The organism is Dactylosporangium sucinum (assembly GCF_014647515.1).
In the GTDB taxonomy this organism is placed as follows: Bacteria; Actinomycetota; Actinomycetes; order Mycobacteriales; family Micromonosporaceae; genus Dactylosporangium; species Dactylosporangium sucinum.
Genome location: NZ_BMPI01000003.1, coordinates 1 through 17,330, shown reverse-complemented (window position 1 = coordinate 17,330; position 17,330 = coordinate 1). Strand labels below are relative to the sequence as shown.

General features: G+C 73.1%; 18 protein-coding genes and 1 pseudogene. 10 read left to right on the top strand and 9 right to left on the bottom strand.

Features of this window, described 5'->3' with window-relative positions; genetic code table 11:
- Nucleotides 1–112 precede the first annotated feature (112 nt).
- On the bottom strand, nucleotides 113–751 hold the full coding sequence (locus IEZ31_RS02675; RefSeq protein WP_190248086.1) for a TM2 domain-containing protein: 639 nt from the start codon (nucleotides 749–751) through the stop codon (nucleotides 113–115).
- A gap of 113 nt (nucleotides 752–864) precedes the next feature.
- Here IEZ31_RS02675 and IEZ31_RS02670 point away from each other — a divergent pair, with 113 nt between their 5' ends.
- Nucleotides 865–1,506, top strand: coding sequence for a GntR family transcriptional regulator (locus IEZ31_RS02670; protein ID WP_190248085.1), 642 nt, complete (start codon nucleotides 865–867; stop codon nucleotides 1,504–1,506).
- Between the two features lie 7 nt (nucleotides 1,507–1,513).
- Here the strand turns inward: IEZ31_RS02670 and IEZ31_RS02665 are convergent, their stop codons facing one another.
- The gene (locus tag IEZ31_RS02665; RefSeq protein WP_190248084.1) at nucleotides 1,514–1,909 is read right to left on the bottom strand and encodes a DUF2267 domain-containing protein; all 396 of its coding nucleotides are present in this window, start codon (nucleotides 1,907–1,909) and stop codon (nucleotides 1,514–1,516) included.
- 161 nt (nucleotides 1,910–2,070) lie between these two features.
- Between IEZ31_RS02665 and IEZ31_RS02660 the strand changes: the two genes are divergently transcribed.
- Genes IEZ31_RS02660 through IEZ31_RS02640 form a run of 5 tightly spaced genes read left to right on the top strand, consistent with a single transcriptional unit; the run spans nucleotide 2,071 to nucleotide 6,327 of the window.
- Nucleotides 2,071–2,637 carry an Hsp20/alpha crystallin family protein gene (locus tag IEZ31_RS02660; RefSeq protein WP_190248083.1) on the top strand — a complete coding sequence of 189 codons (567 nt, stop codon included), beginning with the start codon at nucleotides 2,071–2,073 and terminating at the stop codon, nucleotides 2,635–2,637.
- A 37-nt stretch (nucleotides 2,638–2,674) separates the two neighbouring features.
- Nucleotides 2,675–4,522, top strand: a complete 1,848-nt coding sequence (gene dnaK, locus IEZ31_RS02655) for a molecular chaperone DnaK (protein ID WP_190248082.1) — start codon at nucleotides 2,675–2,677, stop codon at nucleotides 4,520–4,522.
- A gap of 53 nt (nucleotides 4,523–4,575) precedes the next feature.
- Complete coding sequence (locus IEZ31_RS02650) at nucleotides 4,576–5,427, top strand: DnaJ C-terminal domain-containing protein (protein ID WP_190248081.1); 852 nt, start codon at nucleotides 4,576–4,578, stop codon at nucleotides 5,425–5,427.
- The gene (locus tag IEZ31_RS02645; protein ID WP_190248080.1) at nucleotides 5,424–5,708 is read left to right on the top strand and encodes a chaperone modulator CbpM; all 285 of its coding nucleotides are present in this window, start codon (nucleotides 5,424–5,426) and stop codon (nucleotides 5,706–5,708) included. The genes IEZ31_RS02650 and IEZ31_RS02645 overlap by 4 nt, the downstream gene beginning before the upstream one ends.
- Nucleotides 5,709–5,751: 43 nt before the next feature.
- Nucleotides 5,752–6,327 carry an HdeD family acid-resistance protein gene (locus tag IEZ31_RS02640; protein ID WP_190248079.1) on the top strand — a complete coding sequence of 192 codons (576 nt, stop codon included), beginning with the start codon at nucleotides 5,752–5,754 and terminating at the stop codon, nucleotides 6,325–6,327.
- A 42-nt stretch (nucleotides 6,328–6,369) separates the two neighbouring features.
- On the opposite strand, the gene IEZ31_RS02635 is transcribed toward IEZ31_RS02640, so the two are convergent.
- Genes IEZ31_RS02635 through atzF form a run of 5 tightly spaced genes read right to left on the bottom strand, consistent with a single transcriptional unit; the run spans nucleotide 6,370 to nucleotide 11,462 of the window.
- A complete protein-coding gene (locus tag IEZ31_RS02635) occupies nucleotides 6,370–6,747 on the bottom strand; it encodes an AtzH-like domain-containing protein (RefSeq protein ID WP_190248078.1) in 378 nt (125 codons plus the stop codon).
- Nucleotides 6,748–6,753: 6 nt separating this feature from the next.
- Nucleotides 6,754–8,358 carry a SulP family inorganic anion transporter gene (locus IEZ31_RS02630; RefSeq protein ID WP_190248077.1) on the bottom strand — a complete coding sequence of 535 codons (1,605 nt, stop codon included), beginning with the start codon at nucleotides 8,356–8,358 and terminating at the stop codon, nucleotides 6,754–6,756.
- 4 nt (nucleotides 8,359–8,362) lie between these two features.
- Nucleotides 8,363–9,043 (bottom strand): cysteine hydrolase family protein, encoded by a 681-nt coding sequence (locus IEZ31_RS02625; RefSeq protein ID WP_190248076.1) that lies wholly within the window; start codon nucleotides 9,041–9,043, stop codon nucleotides 8,363–8,365.
- An 11-nt stretch (nucleotides 9,044–9,054) separates the two neighbouring features.
- Nucleotides 9,055–9,750 carry a biuret amidohydrolase gene (biuH, locus tag IEZ31_RS02620; protein ID WP_190248075.1) on the bottom strand — a complete coding sequence of 232 codons (696 nt, stop codon included), beginning with the start codon at nucleotides 9,748–9,750 and terminating at the stop codon, nucleotides 9,055–9,057.
- Nucleotides 9,747–11,462, bottom strand: a complete 1,716-nt coding sequence (gene atzF, locus IEZ31_RS02615) for an allophanate hydrolase (RefSeq protein WP_190248074.1) — start codon at nucleotides 11,460–11,462, stop codon at nucleotides 9,747–9,749. Before atzF ends, biuH begins: the two co-directional genes overlap by 4 nt.
- Before the next feature lie 89 nt (nucleotides 11,463–11,551).
- Between atzF and IEZ31_RS02610 the strand changes: the two genes are divergently transcribed.
- Nucleotides 11,552–12,976 (top strand): LLM class flavin-dependent oxidoreductase, encoded by a 1,425-nt coding sequence (locus IEZ31_RS02610; RefSeq protein ID WP_229834016.1) that lies wholly within the window; start codon nucleotides 11,552–11,554, stop codon nucleotides 12,974–12,976.
- A gap of 20 nt (nucleotides 12,977–12,996) precedes the next feature.
- Complete coding sequence (locus tag IEZ31_RS02605) at nucleotides 12,997–14,307, top strand: MurL-like N-terminal domain-containing (protein WP_229834156.1); 1,311 nt, start codon at nucleotides 12,997–12,999, stop codon at nucleotides 14,305–14,307.
- A gap of 33 nt (nucleotides 14,308–14,340) precedes the next feature.
- Here the strand turns inward: IEZ31_RS02605 and IEZ31_RS02600 are convergent, their stop codons facing one another.
- Complete coding sequence (locus IEZ31_RS02600) at nucleotides 14,341–14,949, bottom strand: hypothetical protein (protein WP_190248073.1); 609 nt, start codon at nucleotides 14,947–14,949, stop codon at nucleotides 14,341–14,343.
- Nucleotides 14,950–15,032: 83 nt separating this feature from the next.
- Here IEZ31_RS02600 and IEZ31_RS02595 point away from each other — a divergent pair, with 83 nt between their 5' ends.
- The gene (locus tag IEZ31_RS02595; RefSeq protein WP_190248072.1) at nucleotides 15,033–15,692 is read left to right on the top strand and encodes a thioredoxin-like domain-containing protein; all 660 of its coding nucleotides are present in this window, start codon (nucleotides 15,033–15,035) and stop codon (nucleotides 15,690–15,692) included.
- Nucleotides 15,656–16,606, top strand: coding sequence for a septum formation family protein (locus IEZ31_RS02590; RefSeq protein WP_190248071.1), 951 nt, complete (start codon nucleotides 15,656–15,658; stop codon nucleotides 16,604–16,606). Before IEZ31_RS02595 ends, IEZ31_RS02590 begins: the two co-directional genes overlap by 37 nt.
- 394 nt (nucleotides 16,607–17,000) lie before the next feature.
- Here IEZ31_RS02590 and IEZ31_RS02585 read toward each other — a convergent pair.
- A pseudogene (locus IEZ31_RS02585) lies at nucleotides 17,001–17,330 on the bottom strand (SWIM zinc finger family protein); the annotation flags it as partial.

The following is a 17,330-nucleotide window of genomic DNA, read 5'->3' as shown; positions in this document are numbered from 1 at the left end:
GTGCACCTTCGGTGCGTGGTCGGGCATCGGTTCTTCGGGCCGGTGGACATCCTGGTGCCCGCGCCGGCGCCCCAGCCCGTGGCGCCCGGCCACGCTCGCGAGGCGGGTGGGATCAGTTGGGGCGCAGCGGGCGGCCCTGGCCGTCGACCGGGCGACCGGCGAGCATCATGATGCCGTCGATCACGAACCACAGCCACAGGCCGCCGGTCACCATCCACGGGATGAAGCCGAGCAGGACGGCCCAGAGGAAGAAGCCGCAGACGAAGGCGCTCCAGCCGATGACCACGCTCAGGACCAGCTGGGTCACGCCGAGGGCGATGTTGCCGGCGTAGAGCCGGCCGATGCCGCCGAGGACGAACAGGGCGCCGGGCAGCAGCTGGAGCAGGCCGGCGACCATCTTGCTCTTGTCCGAGTAGGGCTGGCCGGTCACCGGGTCGTAGGCCGGCACGCCGACGGCGACGGGCACCCCGTAGGCCGGCTGCCCGTAGGCGGCCTGGCCATAGGGGTCATACCCACCCGAGGTCGGGACGCCGGAGACCGGGAGCTGATACGTCGGCGAATACGGCGGGCCGGACCCGGGCGGGCCCGAGGCGGGCGGCGCCGACATCGGCGGCTGTGCCGCGGGCAGGGCCGGCTGCCCATACGGCTGCTGCGGCGGTTGCTGCCCGTAGGGCGACGGCTGCCCGTAGGGACTCGGCTGGCCATACGGGTTGGCTGCGTATGGGTCGGGTCCATACGGTGGCTGCGTCATGTCCAGCAGGCTACCGCCCCCATGCGACACTTTCTGCCCCCGGTCGGACAGACCCGTCCACCGGTCGATCGCCGACGACCGGCCCCAGGTACCACGTCTGCCACACTGGTCCGATGAGGTCCGAGTCCGAGCAGCTGCCCAGCGCGAGCCTGGTCGAGCTGGCGGTGTCCCGGCTGAGCCGGGAGATCCTCGGCGGCGGCGCCGACCCGGGCGAGCGGCTGGTCGAGGAGCAGCTCACGCGCAGGTTCGGGATCAGCCGGGCCCCGCTGCGGGAGGCGATGCGGCTGCTGGCGCAGCAGGGGCTCGTCGAGCACGTCCCGCGGCGCGGTGTGCGGGTGGCGACGCTCTCGGACGTGGACATCCAGGAGCTCTACGCGGTGCGCGACGTGCTGGAGCGGCACGCGGTGACGACCACGCCGCCCGACGCCGACCTGTCCGGGGTGGCGGCGGCGATGAAGGCGATGCAGGAGTCCGATGCCCGGGGCGACCGGTTCGACATGGCGACGGCCCATCGGGAGTTGCACGTCGCGGTGGTCGCGCTGGCCGGCAACCGGCAGCTCGTCGCCGTCTACGAGTCGGTGCTGGTGAAGATCCAGCTGTACATGGCGCTCAACCTGCGGCGCGAGGCGGAGGTGGCGCCGGCGCACGACGGCGTGCACCGGCACGAGCGTCTCTTCGAGGCCGTGGCGCGCCGCGACCCGCCGGCGGTGCTGGCCGCCCTGGACGAGCACGGCGCGCGCTCGTACATCCAATGAATCAAGGTCAGACCGGCAGCAGCGCCCCGGCCGGCTCGGTCAGGGCCAGGATGTCGCTGGTGAGCGGCTGGTAGATCCGCCGCAGGAGGGCCGGGTCGCACGCGCTCGCCACCGTGGCGAACACGGCGCGCGCCACCCGGGCGGCATCGTCCGGCGACACCTCGGCGCGCGCGGCCACGTCGGCCAGGAAGTCCAGGTGGACCTCCTGGTCGTACAGGTGCTGGAAGGACCAGAGCGGCTCGGCGAGCGTCGGTGGCAGCTCCGCGGCCAGGTGGTGGACCCACCCGTCGGGCAGCCGGTTGGCCAGCGCGTGCAGTACTCCGCGCACCGCCTGGCGGGCCTCCCGGTCGTCGGCGAGCCCGGCCTTCTCACGTACCTCCGCGATGAACACGTCTTCGTACATGCACCGAACGCTGCCGCCCGCACAGGTGAACGGCCATCACTCAGAAGGGACGGGCGTCGGGACCCCGGATCCGCTCATCCGGAACGGGTGGGACCGTGTCACCCCGGGGGCTTCCAGCATGGCGGGGTACACCGGCCGTCTCATCGTTGGGAGATGCCCCGATGACACTCCTGGTCAGCCGCCCCCACCGGCAGCCCCTCGCGTCCATGTTCCCGGTGGCCGGCGTCAGCGTGCCCGCGGACGTCGAGGAGACCGATGACGCGTTCCTCATCGATCTCGACCTGCCGGGCGCGAGCGCCGACGACCTGAGCATCGAGCTGCGGGACAACGAGATCCGGATCGCCGGACGGTTCCGCGAGCGGCAGCGCACCGGCCTGCTGCGGCACCAGTCCCGCAAGTCGGGCGAGTTCGAGTACCTCGTGGCCCTCCCCGGCGAGATCGACGCGGACGGCGTCGAGGCCGACCTCGACAGCGGCGTGCTGGCGATCCGGGCGCCGAAGACGCGCGGCAACCGGGCCCGGCGGATCGAGGTGCAGTCCCGCAAGGCGATCCCCCGCGAACCGATCCCCCGCGAACCCCGGCAGGACCCGCCGGCCACCCAGACCCCGGCCGCGCAGGCCAAGCAGATGAAGGAGGGGCAGTCGCGCCCCGGCCCGGCCAGCCAGCGGGCCACCGGCACCACGGGCACCGGCAGCACGGGCCAGGTCGGCCGCAGCTCGATGACCTGATCACAGATCTGAACCCGCACGGACGAGAGGACGGGACATGCCAAGGGCTGTCGGCATCGACCTCGGCACGACGAACTCGGTGATCGCCGCGTTCGAAGGGGGCCACCCGACGGTGGTCCCCAACGCGGAGGGATCGCGGACCACCCCGTCGGTGGTCGCGTACACGGAGACCGGCGAGCGGCTCGTCGGCCAGCTCGGCCGCCGCCAGGCGGTGCTCAACCCGAAGGGCACCATCTACTCCGCGAAGCGGTTCATCGGCCGGCGGTTCGGCGAGGTCGAGGAGGAGAACCGCACGGTCACCTACAACGTCGTCGAGGGCCCCGACGGGATGGTGCGGTTCGAGGTACGCGGGAAGCACCTGTCGCCCGAGGAGGTCTCGGCGCAGATCCTGCGCAAGCTCGCCGACGACGCGTCGAAGTACCTCGGCGAGAAGGTGACCGAGGCGGTGATCACGGTCCCGGCGTACTTCAACGACGCCCAGCGGCAGGCGACCAAGGACGCCGGCCGGATCGCCGGGCTGGAGGTCCTGCGGATCATCAACGAGCCGACCGCGGCGGCGCTGGCCTACGGGCTGGACAAGAAGGGCCACGAGACGGTCCTCGTGTTCGACCTCGGCGGCGGCACGTTCGACGTGAGCATCCTCGACGTCGGCGACGGTGTGGTGGAGGTCCGCGCCACCGCCGGCGACACCCACCTCGGCGGCGACAACTTCGACCACCGGCTCGTCGACTTCCTGGCCGACGAGTTCAAGCGCGAGCAGGGCATCGACCTGCGCAGCGACCCGCAGGCCCTGCAGCGGCTCACCGAGGCCGCCGAGCGGGCCAAGATCGAGCTGTCGTCGGTCAGTCAGACCCAGGTCAACCTGCCGTTCATCACGGCCGACGCGAACGGGCCGAAGCACCTCACGGCGACGGTGACGCGGGCCCAGTTCGAGGAGCTGACGCACGACCTGCTGGAGCGGACCAACGGCCCGGTCCGGCAGGCGATGTCCGACGCCGGGGTCAAGGACGCCGACCTCGACGAGGTCATCCTGGTCGGCGGGGCGACCCGCATGCCGGCGGTGCAGGCCCTCGTCCGGCGGCTGACCGGGGGCAAGGAACCGAACATGACCGTCAACCCCGACGAGGTGGTCGCGCTCGGCGCGGCGATCCAGGCGGGGGTGCTCAAGGGCGACGTGCAGGACGTGGTCCTGCTCGACGTCACGCCGCTGTCGCTCGGCGTGGAGACGCTCGGCGGCCTCATGACGAAGGTCATCGAGCGGAACACGACGATCCCGACCCGCCGCAGCGAGGTGTTCTCGACGGCCGAGGACAACCAGCCCGCCGTGGACGTGGTGGTGCTGCAGGGCGAGCGGGAGAAGGCCGCGGACAACCGGGTGCTCGGCCGCATGCGGCTGGAGAACATCCGGCCGGCGCCGCGGGGGACGCCGCAGATCGAGGTCACGTACGACATCGACGCGAACGGCATCCTCAACGTCTCGGCGAAGGACAAGGACACCAACGCCGAGCAGAAGATCACCATCACCGAGAGCGGCACGCTCGAGTCGAGCGAGGTCGACCGGCTGGTCCGGGAGGCCGAGCAGTACCGCAACCAGGACGCCGAGGCGCGCCGCGCGATCGACGCCCGCAACGAGCTCGACAGCGCCGCCTACCAGGTCGAACGGCGCCTGGGCGAGCTCGGCGACCGGGTCCAGGAGCACCAGCGGGCGCGCGCCCAGATGCTCGTGGAGGAGGCCCGGCAGGCGCTGAAGGAGCAGGCGCCGCTGGAACGGGTGCGGCAGCTCACCGAGGACCTGCGCCAGCAGATGTACGCGCTGAGCTCCGCTCCCGCCGAACCCACCTCTGCCGCTGAGGACGTCATTGACGCCGACTTCAGCACCGGTTGACATCCGCCCGGGGCGCACCAGCGCCCCGGGCGTCAGCCTCAGGAGGTCCGTCCATGCCGGTTGACATCCGCGACCACTACGCGGTGCTCGGCGTGCCGCGATCCGCCGGCCCGGCCGAGATCCAGCGCGCCTACCGCACCCTCGCCCGCCGCCACCACCCGGACGTGAACCGCGAGCCGGGGGCGGAGGACCGGTTCAAGGAGATCACCGAGGCGTACCACGTGCTGTCCGACCCGGCGCACCGGCGCCGGTACGACCGGGAGACCCGGCCGGCGCCACCGTCCACGGTGGACCTCGACGTCGACAACCTGGTCGGCAGCCTGTTCGGCGGCGGGCTCAACGGCTTCGGCGGGAGCCCCGGCGTCGACACCGAGGCCGAGCTGACGATCAGCGTCGAGCAGGCGTACCTCGGCGGGCGGCGGCGGATCACGCTGCCCGGGCCGGCGGGACGGCCGCGCCAGTACGGCGTGGACATCCCGCCCGGCGTCGTCGACGGGCAGCGCATCCGGCTGGCCGGACAGGGTGCCACCGGGTCACGGGGCGGCCCGCCCGGGGACCTGTACCTCGTGGCGCGGCTCGCGCCGCACCCGCGGTTCAAGGTGGAGGGGCGCGACGTGATGGTGGACCTGCCGGTGAGCCCGTGGGAGGCCGCGCTCGGGGCGGCCGTCCCGGTCGGCACGCCCGCCGGCGACGTCCCGGTCGACGTGCCGCCCGGCTCGTCGTCGGGCCGGCGGCTGCGGCTGCGCGGGAAGGGCCTGCCGCACCCGCGGGGCGTGCCCGGCGACCTGTTCGCCGAGGTACGCATCGTGGCACCGGCGAGGCTCACGAGACACGAACGGCGGCTGTTCGAGGAGCTGGCCGCGGCGTCGACGTTCGACCCGCGCGGGACGAGGGACGCGCCATGACGACGTACGCGCTGGTACGCCCCACGTACCTCACCCTCGACAGCTTCGCGACCGCGGCCGGCCTGCACCCCGAGCTCGTCGACCGGCTGGTCACGCTCGGCCTCATCGAGCCCGTCGTCGACGTCCGGGGCCGCCGCTGGTTCCCGGCCCGGGAGCTGGCCACGGTCGCCCGCATCCGGCGCCTGCACGACGAGCTCCCACTGAACTACGCCGCCGTCGGCGTGGTGCTCGACCTGCTCGACCGCATCGACGAGCTGGAGGACCGTCTGCGGCGAGCGTGAAGCCGATTCCTGCCCCCTTCAGGAACCTTTGAGGAGGACTTCGATGCTCAAGAGAGAAGCGTGGCTGCTGGGCATCCGCGGGGTGCTCGCCATCGTGTTCGGCATCCTCGCGGTGATCTGGCCCGGCGTCACGGTGATCGCCCTGGCCCTGTTGTTCGCCATCTTCGCCATCGTCACCGGCATCGAGCAGATCGTGCATGCGATCCGCCCGGCGCCCGGCCCGTCGAACCCGGTGACCGGCTTCGCCGACGGCGGCGGCCCGCGGGCCGCGCGGGCGGTGGCCGGCGTGGTGGGCCTGGTGATCGGCATCATGGCGCTCGTGTGGCCGGGCGTCACGGCCGTCGTCCTGGCGATCATGGTCGGCGTCTGGGCGGTGCTGACCGGCCTGGCCGACCTGTGGCTGGCGACGCGCCAGCACGGGGGCTGGTCGCTGGCCCTCATCGGCGCCCTGGCGATCGTCGCCGGCCTGTTCATCATGGTCCGCCCGGCGGCGGGCGCGCTGGCCATCGCGTGGGCGATCGGGCTGTACGCCATCGTGAGCGGCATCCTGCTGCTCGTCGCCGCCTACCAGCTGGCCCACCAGGGTTCGGGCCGCGGCCACATGGCGGCCGCCCACTGAGTGCCGAGCCGAGGAGGGCGCCCCTGCCGGAGGGCGCCCTCGTCAGCACTCGTGGGAGACGTGGGCGTGGACGATGCGCCAGCCCTCGGGCAGGCGGACCCACGTCTGGGACTGGCGTCCCGGTCGCTGTTCCCCGCCCGGGTAGTCGAACAGCGTCGTCACCGTGGCCAGGTCCGTGCCGAACGTGGTGACGACCGTGTCGAACAGGCGCCGGCCCGGGGGCAGCGGGGGCTGCGACGCCCGCCAGGCGGCCAGCGCCGCCGCCCCCGTCTGCCGGTCCGCGATGCCGAAGCGGCTCACCAGCGGTGACGACCAGAAGGCCTCGGTCAGGGCCCGCACGTCACCGGCCGTCAGGGCCTTCTCGTAGTCGACGAAGCACTGCGTGACCTCCGCGACGACGTCCGGACGGTTGAGCTCCACCGGGCGTCACGCCGCCGGAGCGGGTGCCGGTGCGGGTGCCGGTGCCATGCCCTCCAGGCGGTCCAGCTCCAGTTCGTCCGCGTCCTTCGGGCGGGGCTCGGGGCGGGTCAGGGCGAACAGGCCGCAGACCACCGCGATGAAGACGTACCCCAGGGCCACCGGGCCGTTGGCGTTCCAGTCCACCTTCTCGCCGTGGATGAGGCCCACGAAGGACAGCAGCGCGCCGGCCGCCCCGAAGATCGCCGCGTGCACGAAGCGTTTGTCGATGATGAACGCCACGATCGAGCCGAGGACCAGGCCGGCCAGGATCGCGCCCTGGCCGAGGACGAGCAGGCCGTGGTACACGACGCCGTTGCCCTCCAGGGCCGCGTCGCCCACCTTCGCCGCCGTCGTGCCGGCCGCGGCGAGTGAGTTGTCGATCTGGCTCGTCGCCCACTGCGCGATATTGGGCACCAGGGCGGCGATGACCGCGGCCGCGTGGGCCTTCGGGCTGAACTGGAACGCCTGGGCGCCGATGAGCAGGCCGATGTACAGCAGGATCGGCACGATCGCCGGCAGCGGGAACACCGCCCCGAGCAGCCCGAACATGCCCAGGAAGCAGAGCAGCGCGATGACCACGCCGGTGGCCATGGAGTACCCGCTGCCGCCGCCGGCCTTCTTCCATCCGGGGTGGCCGACGTAGACGGCCGGCGGGAACGGCGAGCCGAGGGCCGCACCGATGATCGCCCCGGCGCCGTCGGCCAGCAGGACCGAGCGCAGGTTGTAGTTGTCGCCGGCCGCCGCCGCGCTCTCCACGTTGGACATGCCCTCGGTGAAGTTGTAGACGCCGAGCGGGATCGCGGTCGCGAGCAGCGGCGCCACGTCGGACAGGCCGGAGAACAGCAGGTCGAGGTGGAGGCCGGGCAGGGCGAACCCGATCTCGCCGGCCGCGGCGCTCACCGCGTTGCCGTCCATCGCGCCGCCGATCCAGCCGATCGCGGTGCCGAGCAGCAGCGCGGCCAGGCCGATCGGGAAGTTGCCGGGCAGCTTGGTGTCGGTGAGCAGGCCGATGAGCAGCAGGGCGAACACGGGCAGGGCGACCCAGGCCAGGTTCCACATGCGGGCCGCGGGCAGCATCGAGATGAACGTGATCGAGATGCCGGCGAGCGTGCCCAGCAGGGCGGCGCGCGGCGCGTACCGCCGGATCCAGGGGCCGACGAAGGCGCCGATCAGCACGATGACGCCGATGATGAAGGCCCACGCCAGGCCGGCCTTCCAGGCGAGCGTGGCGTCGTTCGTCCTGAGGTACACCGGGAGCATGATCACGAAGATCACGATGAACATGTGCGGAACGCTCGGCCCGTACGGCAGCGCCGTCACGTCGGTGCGGTTCTCCCGGCGGGCCAGGCGGCGGGCCAGGTAGGTGTAGTAGACGTTGCCCGCGACGAGGGCGATGCCCAGCGCCGGCAGGATCGCGTGGAACACGTCCCGCTCGCTCAGCTTGACCACGAAGAGGCACAGGGACGTCAGCGTCAGCACGTTGACGAGGACGTTGACGCCGAAGCCGAAGAACGCGTTGGTGTCGCCCCGGACCCACCACGGGACCTTCAGGGCGTTGGTCGAAGTAGCCATGTCGTCACGTCCTCTGGAGCGAAGCCTGGAGAGCTGCGATGAATGTGGTGGACGACGCGACCCAGCCGAAGATGCCGCCCTGCGCGGCGATCATCCTGAGGCCGGTCTCCTGGAACTCCGGGAAGTACGACCCGACGCAGTCCGACAGCACGAGGCACTCGTAGCCGCGGTCGTTGGCCTCCCGGACGGTGGTGTGGACGCAGACCTCGGTCGTGACGCCGGTGACGACGAGGCTCACGACACCGAGCGAGGAGAGCAGCTCGCCCAGGCCGGTGGCGTAGAACGCGCCCTTGCCGGGCTTGTCGACCACCGGCTCGCCGGGCAGGGGCGCCAGCTCGTCGATGATGTCGTGCCCGCGCTCGCCGCGGATCAGGATCCGCCCCATCGGCCCGGGCGCGCCGATGCGCATGCTGGGGTCGCCGCGGTTGAGCTTCGCGGGCGGGCAGTCGGACAGGTCGGGCAGGTGCCCCTCGCGGGTGTGGATGACCGGCAGGCCGGCCGCGCGGCAGGCCGCGAGCAGGGCCGCGGTCGGCGCGATCGTCCGGCGCAGCTGCCCGACGTCGTTGCCGAGCGTCTCGCCGAAGCCGCCGGGTTCGAGGAAGTCGCGCTGCATGTCGATGACGAGCAGCGCCGTGGTCGCGGGGTCGAAGGTGTAGGGGCCGGGAAGCGCGTCGAGAGTGGCCACAGTGGACGCTCCTAGGAAGCCGTCGCGGCGATCACGTCGGTGGACGTGGCGACGCAGCCGAAGACCCCGCCCTGCATGGTGACCATGTGCAGGGCGGCGGCGTGGTTGGACGGGTCGGTGGCGCCGGTGCAGTCCGAGAGGATCAGGCACTCGTACCCGCGGTCGTTCGCCTCGCGCATCGTGGTGTGCACGCAGACATCGGTGGTGATACCGGTGAGGATCAGGTGGGTGATGCCGCGGGCGCGCAGCACCAGGTCGAGGTTGGTGGCGTAGAAGGCGCCCTTGCCAGGCTTGTCGACGACCGGCTCGCCGTCGGCGGGCGCGACCTCGGGGACGATCTCCCAGCCCGGCTCGCCCTTGACCAGGATCCGCCCGCACGGGCCGGCCGAGCCGATCTCGGCACCGATCTGCGCCGAGCGCCAGCGCTTGTTCGGCGGCAGGTCGGACAGGCCGGGGTCGTGGCCCTCGCGGGTGTGGACCACCAGCATGCCGAGGCCACGGACGTGGTCGAGCAGCTTGGCGGTGGCCGGCAGGCCCGCCCGGGTGAGTTCGATGTCGTAGCCCATGCTGTCGACGTAGCCGCCCGGCCCGCAGAAGTCGGTCTGCCAGTCGATGCAGAGCAGCGCCGTCCGGTCCACCGGGACGGAGCCGTCGTAGGGCCAGGCGTACGGCCTCGCGCCGACGACCGGGCCGATCGTTGCAGTCATCGCGCCTCCAAAGCACGAAATGCCCGCCAGCCGCCGCTGGCGCTGATGTCCTGGCCGTCCGCCGTCGCGTAGGCCTCGCACAGGAACCCGGGAACCCGCCCGCCGCCGGCGAGCGACACGTGCCCGAGCGAGAGCGGCGGCGGGACGCTGCCGAGCAGCGCGCCGACCGCCGCGGCCGGCACGCTCCACACCTCGACCTCGATCGCCGACCCGCCCTCGGCGACGCGCACCAGGCCGGGCAGACCGTCCAGGGAGTAGAGCCGGTAGTGCGGCGCGGTCCGGGTGGCCCGCACGAACCGGCCGCCGAGCGCGACCAGCTCGCCGTTGCGGGCCTCGCCGCGCAGGTGGTGGCCGACGACGGCGAGCTCCGTGAGCGCCGGGTCGGCCGGCACCGGCGCCCCGGCCAGGGCCAGCAGGGTGGCCTCCGTGAACGCCGGGCCGACCAGCGACAGGCTGGCCGGGCGGCCGGCCGGGGTGTGCCCGTTCGGGATGGTCACCACGGCCAGGTCGAGCAGGTTGGCGAACTGCGTGAACCGCCCTAGGACCGCGTTGCGCCGCAGCGGCTCGGCGGCGATCTCGTCGAGCGTGTACGTCGTGGGGATCGTCGGCAGCGCCAGCACGTCGATGCGCTCGAACAGCCGCGCGGTCGCCGCCCGCAGCTCCTGCAGCCGGTGCCGGGCCCGGAACGCCTCGGCCGCGCTGTAGCGCCGGCCGCCCTCGATGATCCCGCGGGTCAGCGGCAGCACGTCGGCCCCGTGGTCGCGCAGGAAGTCCTCCAGGTCGGCCAGGCGCTCGGCGACCCACGGGCCGTCGTACAGCAGCCCGCCCGCCTCCAGCAGCGGCCCGGCGTCGACCGGGTCGGCGCTCGCGGTGCGCCGCGCCAGGGTCAGGCAGCCCTCGACGTAGCGCTCGGCCTGCCCGCGGTCGCCCTCGAAGTCCAGGGCCTCCGGGCGGGCGACGCCGAGGCGCACGGCTTCCGGCGGTACCACCGGGGAACATCCGGCACGGGACCACGGATCCCCGCTCGCTGGGCCCCGCGCCACGGCGAGGACCGCGGCGGCGTCGGACGCGTCCACGGCGAAGATCGAGACGCAGTCGAGCGAGCGGCAGGCCGGCACCACGCCGGCGGTGCTGAGCAGGCCGCGGGTGGGCTTGAGGCCGACGATGCCGTTCAGCGCGGCGGGCACCCGGCCGGAGCCGGCGGTGTCGGTGCCGAGCGCGAAGGCGACCAGGCCGGCCGCGACCGCGACCGCCGAGCCGGAGCTCGACCCGCCGGCGATGAGGCCGCCGCCGTAGACGCTCTCGACGGCGCCGTACGGCGAGCGGGAGCCCGTCAGGCCGGTCGCGAACTGGTCGAGGTTGGTCTTGCCGACGAGCAGCGCGCCGGCCGCGAGCAGCCGGTCGACCACCGGCGCCGAGCGGGCCGGGGTGTGGGCGAACGCCGGGCAGGCGGCCGTCGTGGGCAGGCCGGCGACGTCGATGTTGTCCTTGACCGCGAAGGGGATGCCGTACAGCGGCAGCTCCCGCGGATCCCGCCGGCCCAGCTCGGCGGCGCGGGCCCGCAGCGCCTCCTCCGGCACGCGGCTGATCCACACGGCCGGCGGTGCGGGGGCCGCCGCGACCCGGCCGGCGACGTCGTCCGGGGTCAGCTCACCACGCAGGTAGGCCGCGCGGAGGCCGGCGATGCTGGCGGCGGTGGCCGTGGCTGTCATGCTGTCGATTGTCGACAGTTTGATTACGCGGATCGGCGCGTCTTGTAACGCATTGATGTCGTGGAGCTCTCCTCTGGCAGACTCGGCTCGTGCTGACCCTTCCGGAGCCGTGCGTGGTGGTGCTGGTCGGCCCCGGCGCGTCCGGGAAGTCGACCTGGGCCGCCGCCCACTTCGCCGCCGACCGGATCGTGAGCAGCGACCGGCTGCGCGCGCTGGTCGGCGCCGGCGAGGACGACATCAGCGCCAGCGCCGACGCGTTCGCGCTGCTCGACACGGTCGTCGAGCAGCGGGTCCGGCGCCGGCTCACGACCGTGATCGACACGCTGGGGCTGGACGCCGACCGGCGGGCGCGCTGGCGTGAGCTGGCCGCGGCGCACGGGGTGCCGTGCGTGGCGGTCGCCTTCGACACGCCGGCGCAGGAGTGCCGCGCCCGCAACCGGGCCCGCGCGACGAAGCGGATCCCGGCGGCCGCGCTGACGGCCCAGCTGCGCTCGTGGGCCTCCGCCAGGGCGGTGCTCGATGCGGAGGGATTCGCGGCGGTACATCGGGAGACCGCCGTCCGCGTCGTGCCCGCGGCGTTCGTGGACTCCCCCGCCGCGGCGCGGCGGCAGGCCGACGACCCCACCCGGCTGCGCTTCGGGCTGCACCTCGGCGAGTTCACCGGCGTCAACGTCCGCGCGACCGCCGCGGCGGCCGAGGAGGCCGGGTTCGACGCGATCTACGTCATGGACCACTTCCGGCAGATCCCGCAGATCGGCCGCGCCTGGGACGACTTCCTGGAGAGCTGGACGACGCTCGCGTACCTGGCCGCCTGCACGTCCCGGGTCCGGCTGGGCACGCTGGTCACCGGCGTGACGTACCGCAACGTCGCCCACCTCGGCAAGATCGTGGCGACGCTCGACGTGCTCAGCGGCGGGCGGGCCGTCTGCGGGCTCGGCCTGGCCTGGTTCAAGGAGGAGCACGTCGCCTACGGCTGGCCGTTCCCGAGCGTCGCCGAGCGGTACGCGCTGCTGGAGGACGCCCTCCGGGTGCTACCGCTGCTGTGGGGCAAGGGCAGCCCCCGCTTCGAGGGCAGGGCGATCACCGTGCCGGAGGCGCTGTGCTACCCGCGGCCGGTGCAGGAGCACGTGCCGATCATCGTCGGCGGCAACGGCGAGCGGCGCACGCTGCGCCTGGCCGCCTCGCACGGCGATGCGGCCAACGTCATGGGCGACCTGGCCACGGTCCGGCGCAAGGCCGCGGTGCTGCGCGGCTACAACCCGTCGACCGCGCTGACCCACCTGACCACGGCGCTCGTCGCCGTCGATGACCGCCACCTCGACGAGCTGGTCGAGCGGCTCCGCGGCCGGCGCAGCCGCTCCGCCTACATGACCGCGGTGAACGCCGGCACGGTGGCCGACCAGATCGGGCGGTTCCGGCAGCTCGCCGAGGCCGGGGTGAGCGAGGTGATGGTCCGGCTGCCCGACCCGGCGTGTGTCGAGCCGATGACGAAGGTGCTGGCCGCGTTCCGGTGACGGATACCATGGGCGCCGTGATTGATGCCGACGCGCTGCGCTTCCCCGGCCGGGAGTTCGACCCCACGACCGGTGTCGCGCGCTTCCACTATGCGCTCGGTGACCTGGTGCTCACGGAAACGGTCGACTTCGGGCCGCCGAGCGTGCTCCACCCCGCGCTCGACCGGGTGCTCGACCTGCTCTACGTGGCCGCCTCGACGTCGTACTACAAGATCGCCGCGCCGAAGCGCGTGGAGCTGGGCACGCCGCTCGCCGAGGGCGCGCTGCCCTGGGTGCACGCGCTGTTCCACGAGGGGCTCGGCGAGTTCGCATACCGCAACGACCTCCCCTACGTGCTCGACCTCGCGATCGAGCCGGTGCTGCCGCACGCCGGTGTTCCTGAGCGCAGCACGCCGGCCGGGCCGCCGCTCACCGCGGTCGGCGGCGGCAAGGACTCGATCGTCAGCATGGAGGCGCTGCAGCACGGCGGGCTCGACCCCGTGCTCTTCGCGGTCAACCCCAACGCGATCATCCGCTCCGTGATGGCCGTCTCCCCGCAGCCGGTGCGCGCCGTCAAGCGGACCCTCGACCCGCGGATGCGCGAGCTCAACGCCGCGGGGGCGTACAACGGCCACATCCCGGTCACCGCGATCAACTCGCTGATCGCGGTCGCCACCTCGCTCATGCACGGCCTGGGCCCGGTCGTGATGTCGAACGAGAGCTCCGCCTCGGTGCCCAACCTGAGCTGGCTCGGCCGCGACATCAACCACCAGTGGTCCAAGGGCCTGCCGGCCGAGGCCCACCTGCGCGACGCGCTGCTCGCCCACGCCGGGCTCCAGGACGCGTACTTCTCGCTCCTGCGCGGCCTGTCCGAGCTGCACATCGCCGCGCTGTTCGCGAAGTTCACCACCTACGACGCGGTGGTGACCAGCTGCAACCAGGCGTTCAAGCAGCGCGACGCCAGCGACCGGTGGTGCGGCCACTGCCCGAAGTGCCGGTTCGTGTTCCTGGCCCTCGCCCCGTTCACCGGCCGCGAGCGCCTGGTCGGGATCTTCGGCACCGACATCTTCACGGACCTCTCCCAGCTCGAGGGGTATCGCGAGCTGATGGGCCTCACCGCGCACAAGCCCTTCGAGTGCGTCGGGGAGATCGAGGAGTCGCTGGTCGCGCTGCGCCTGCTCGCCGAGCACCCGGACTGGCGGGACGCGCCGATCGTGCGCGAGCTGGTGGCCGAGGTGACGGCATCGGGTGGCGGCCTGCCCGGCGACGCGGAGGTCGACGCGGCGTTCCGGGGTGACGCGCCGACGCTGGCGCCGCCGCGCTACCTGGAGGCGCTGCGCGCCCTGGGCTAAGGCCTGTTGCACGACTGGGGCCGGGCTGCGGCCTTAGCCGCGGTTGCCGGAGATCAGCTCCTTGACGGCCGCGACGATCTTCGGGATCTCCGCGCGCTCCAGCTGGGTCCAGCTGTCGCCGTAGGCGGCGTCGCGCACCAGCGTGGCCACGCCCTCCGAGACGCGGCAGCGGGCCACCGCGCGGGCGATCATCTGCACCGGGTAGCCGCCCGCGGGATGGGCGAGCAGGCCGGTGGTCCAGCCGCGGGTCTCCGGGATCTCCTGCATCTCGGTCCAGGCGAACTTCCCGACCACCCACAGCGCGCCGACCTCGACCTCGTGGATCTCCTCCCGGCGGCGGCCGAGCCGGGACGGCACGAAGCGGGAGCGGTGCTCGACGATCGGCAGCGGCGCGACGCCGGCCGCGTAGAGGTCCAGGGCGGCCTGCCCGGACGACAGCCACCGCCGGTCGCGGTCGGCCTGCGTGTCGTCCGTGGGGCGGGGGCGCCGGCGGCGGCCCAGGCAGGGCAGGCACAGCGCCGCGTGCCCCTCGCCGGTGACCTCGTTGTGCGCCTGGTGCGACATGCAGAAGGCGCGGCCGCACTCGCGGCAGCGCCCGATCGCCAGCACGCCGCAGTCGTCGATCGCACACTCGGCCGGCATGGCCCGACCCTAACATCGACGGTCGTGCGGCTAGGTCCCGGGCAATTGCGTCGCATGTTTGACATTCCGGTAGGGTCTGGCGCATGACGGGCCAGTATCCGCCGCCGCAGTACCAGGCGCCGCCGGCCGCGCCCGGTGGCGGGGGTGACCGGCGGGTGGTGATCGCGGTCGTGTCCGTGGTCGGGGTGCTGGCGCTCATGTGCGTGGCCGGGATCGCCGGGGCGTTCTGGCTCCTGCGCGACAACGGCTCGATCCTGCCGGGATCGGGGTCCGACGACATCCCCGGCGTCGTCGACTACCGCACGGAGCACCCGGAGTGGCTGTCCCAGGAGCACCGGCCCCCGGACGAGAAGATCGACTATCCGATGACCCCACCGGCCGGCGGCCCGCACCGCCAGGTGTGGCAGCAGTGCAAGGGCGACGTGTATGCCGAGCCGATCGACAGCGGCAACGCCGTGCACAGCCTGGAGCACGGGGCGGTCTGGGTCACCTACAAGCCGGGGCTGGGCGCGTCCGAGATCGAGAAGCTCGCCTCCCGGGTGCGCGGCAACGACTACCTGCTCATGAGCCCGTTCCCGGGCCAGCCGTCGGCGGTGTCGCTGCAGGCGTGGGGCTACCAGCTGCGGGTGTCCTCGGCCGACGACGACCGCATCGACGACTTCATCCGCAAGTATCGGCAGACGGCCAGCATGGAGCCCGGTGCGGCGTGCAGCACGGGCTCGACGGCAACCGGAAACGGCTGAGCGCCGTGCGCGCCCTCCCGCTGCTGACGGTGACGGTGCTCGTGCTGGCCGGGTGCGGCACGCCGACCGGCACCGACGGCGACCTGGTGAACGGGTGGTCTGCCCAGCCCAAGGCGTCGTACGCACCGCCCGCCGTCGGCACCTGCGTGACCGGCGGCGGGATCATCGCGTTCGAGCCGTCGCTGGCCCCGGTCACGATCGTCGACTGCGCGCAGGAACACACCGCCGAGGTCATCCTGGTCGGCGCGTTCACCGGCCCGGTCGGCGAGGCCGCCGCCCCGCCGGTCTGGAACAGCGACCCGAGCCGGGCCGCCTTCGCCGAGTGCAGCAACGCCGCGACCGCCTTCGTGGGCGCCGACTGGCACACCGGGCGGCTGTTCCCCTGGTTCTCCACGCCGCGGGAGGCGGCCTGGCGGGGCGGGGCCCGGCAGTGGGTGTGCGGGCTGGCCGAGGCGGAGGACGACCTGTTCGCACCCAAGGCGCGCACCGGCAGCCTGAAGGACGGCCTGAAGGATCCGAAGCCGCTGGCCCTCACCTGCGTACGGCTGGACGGCGACGATGTGTCGCCGGAGGGCTTCTACCGCACGGTCGAGGCCGTCACACCGGTCGCCTGCACCGAGCCGCACGACACCGAGTTCGTCGGCACGTGGACCGCGACGGCGAGCAGCTACCCGGACGCGAAGCGCCTCAACGAGCTGGCCAGCGACGGCTGCTACGGCAAGATCGCCACGTTCCTGGGAATCACGCAGTTGCAGCTGTACGAGCGGGGCGACGTCTACACGTTCTGGACCGGCCTGACGGCGAGCCAGTGGAAGCTCGGCGACTGGATCGCGCACTGCTTCCTCAACGTCTCGTCGAAGACGAAGCTGCAGGCTTCCCTGAAGGGCCTGGGGATGAAGCCGCTACCGGCTTAGGGGCCACGCCCTGCTGCGGCGCTGCGCGTTCCCACCTGGCGCCGGTGCCATGATCGAGGGAAACATCTGGTCGTCGGGGGCAGCCATTTCGTTCCCTCGATCATGACGACGGACCGGAGGCTTGGCCTGCGCGGAGCGCGGCGTCGGGGGCGGCGGCCGCCGTGCCGGTGACCGCCGTGCCGGTGACCGCCGTGCCGGTGACCGCTTAGACGTTGGTCGATCTACCCTCACGAATCGCGATCGACATGAGGGTAGATTGACCAACGTCTACGCGATGAGTTGCCCGGCGGGTGGCGCGGGGCTGCGCGTGGGTGGCAACCGGCTCTCCCGGGGGCCCGCTTCGCGCGGCTCGTCTCCGCCGCCTCCCCGGACGCGGTGCTGACCGGCGTGTGGGTCAGCGGTACCAGTCGCGCAGGACGCGTTGCAGGTCGGCGCCGCCGAGGGCGGGTGGCGGGGTCGGGAGCTGGCGCAGGAGCAGGTCACGGTCGGTGGTCAGGGCCGGCTCGGGCTCGGTGACCGGGACCGGCGGCAGCCAGAAGCGCTCCGGCTCCACGTCCGGCTCGGGAAGCCCGTCGAGCGCCCGCGCGGTGCCGGCCGGTTCCGCGGCCTGCGCCTCCGCGGCCGCCACGTCCACCGCGGCGACGCCAGCACCCGCAGCACCAGCCGCCGCACCCGCACCCGCACCCGCCACCCCCGCAGCAGCCAAGCCCCCAGCCGCCACGCC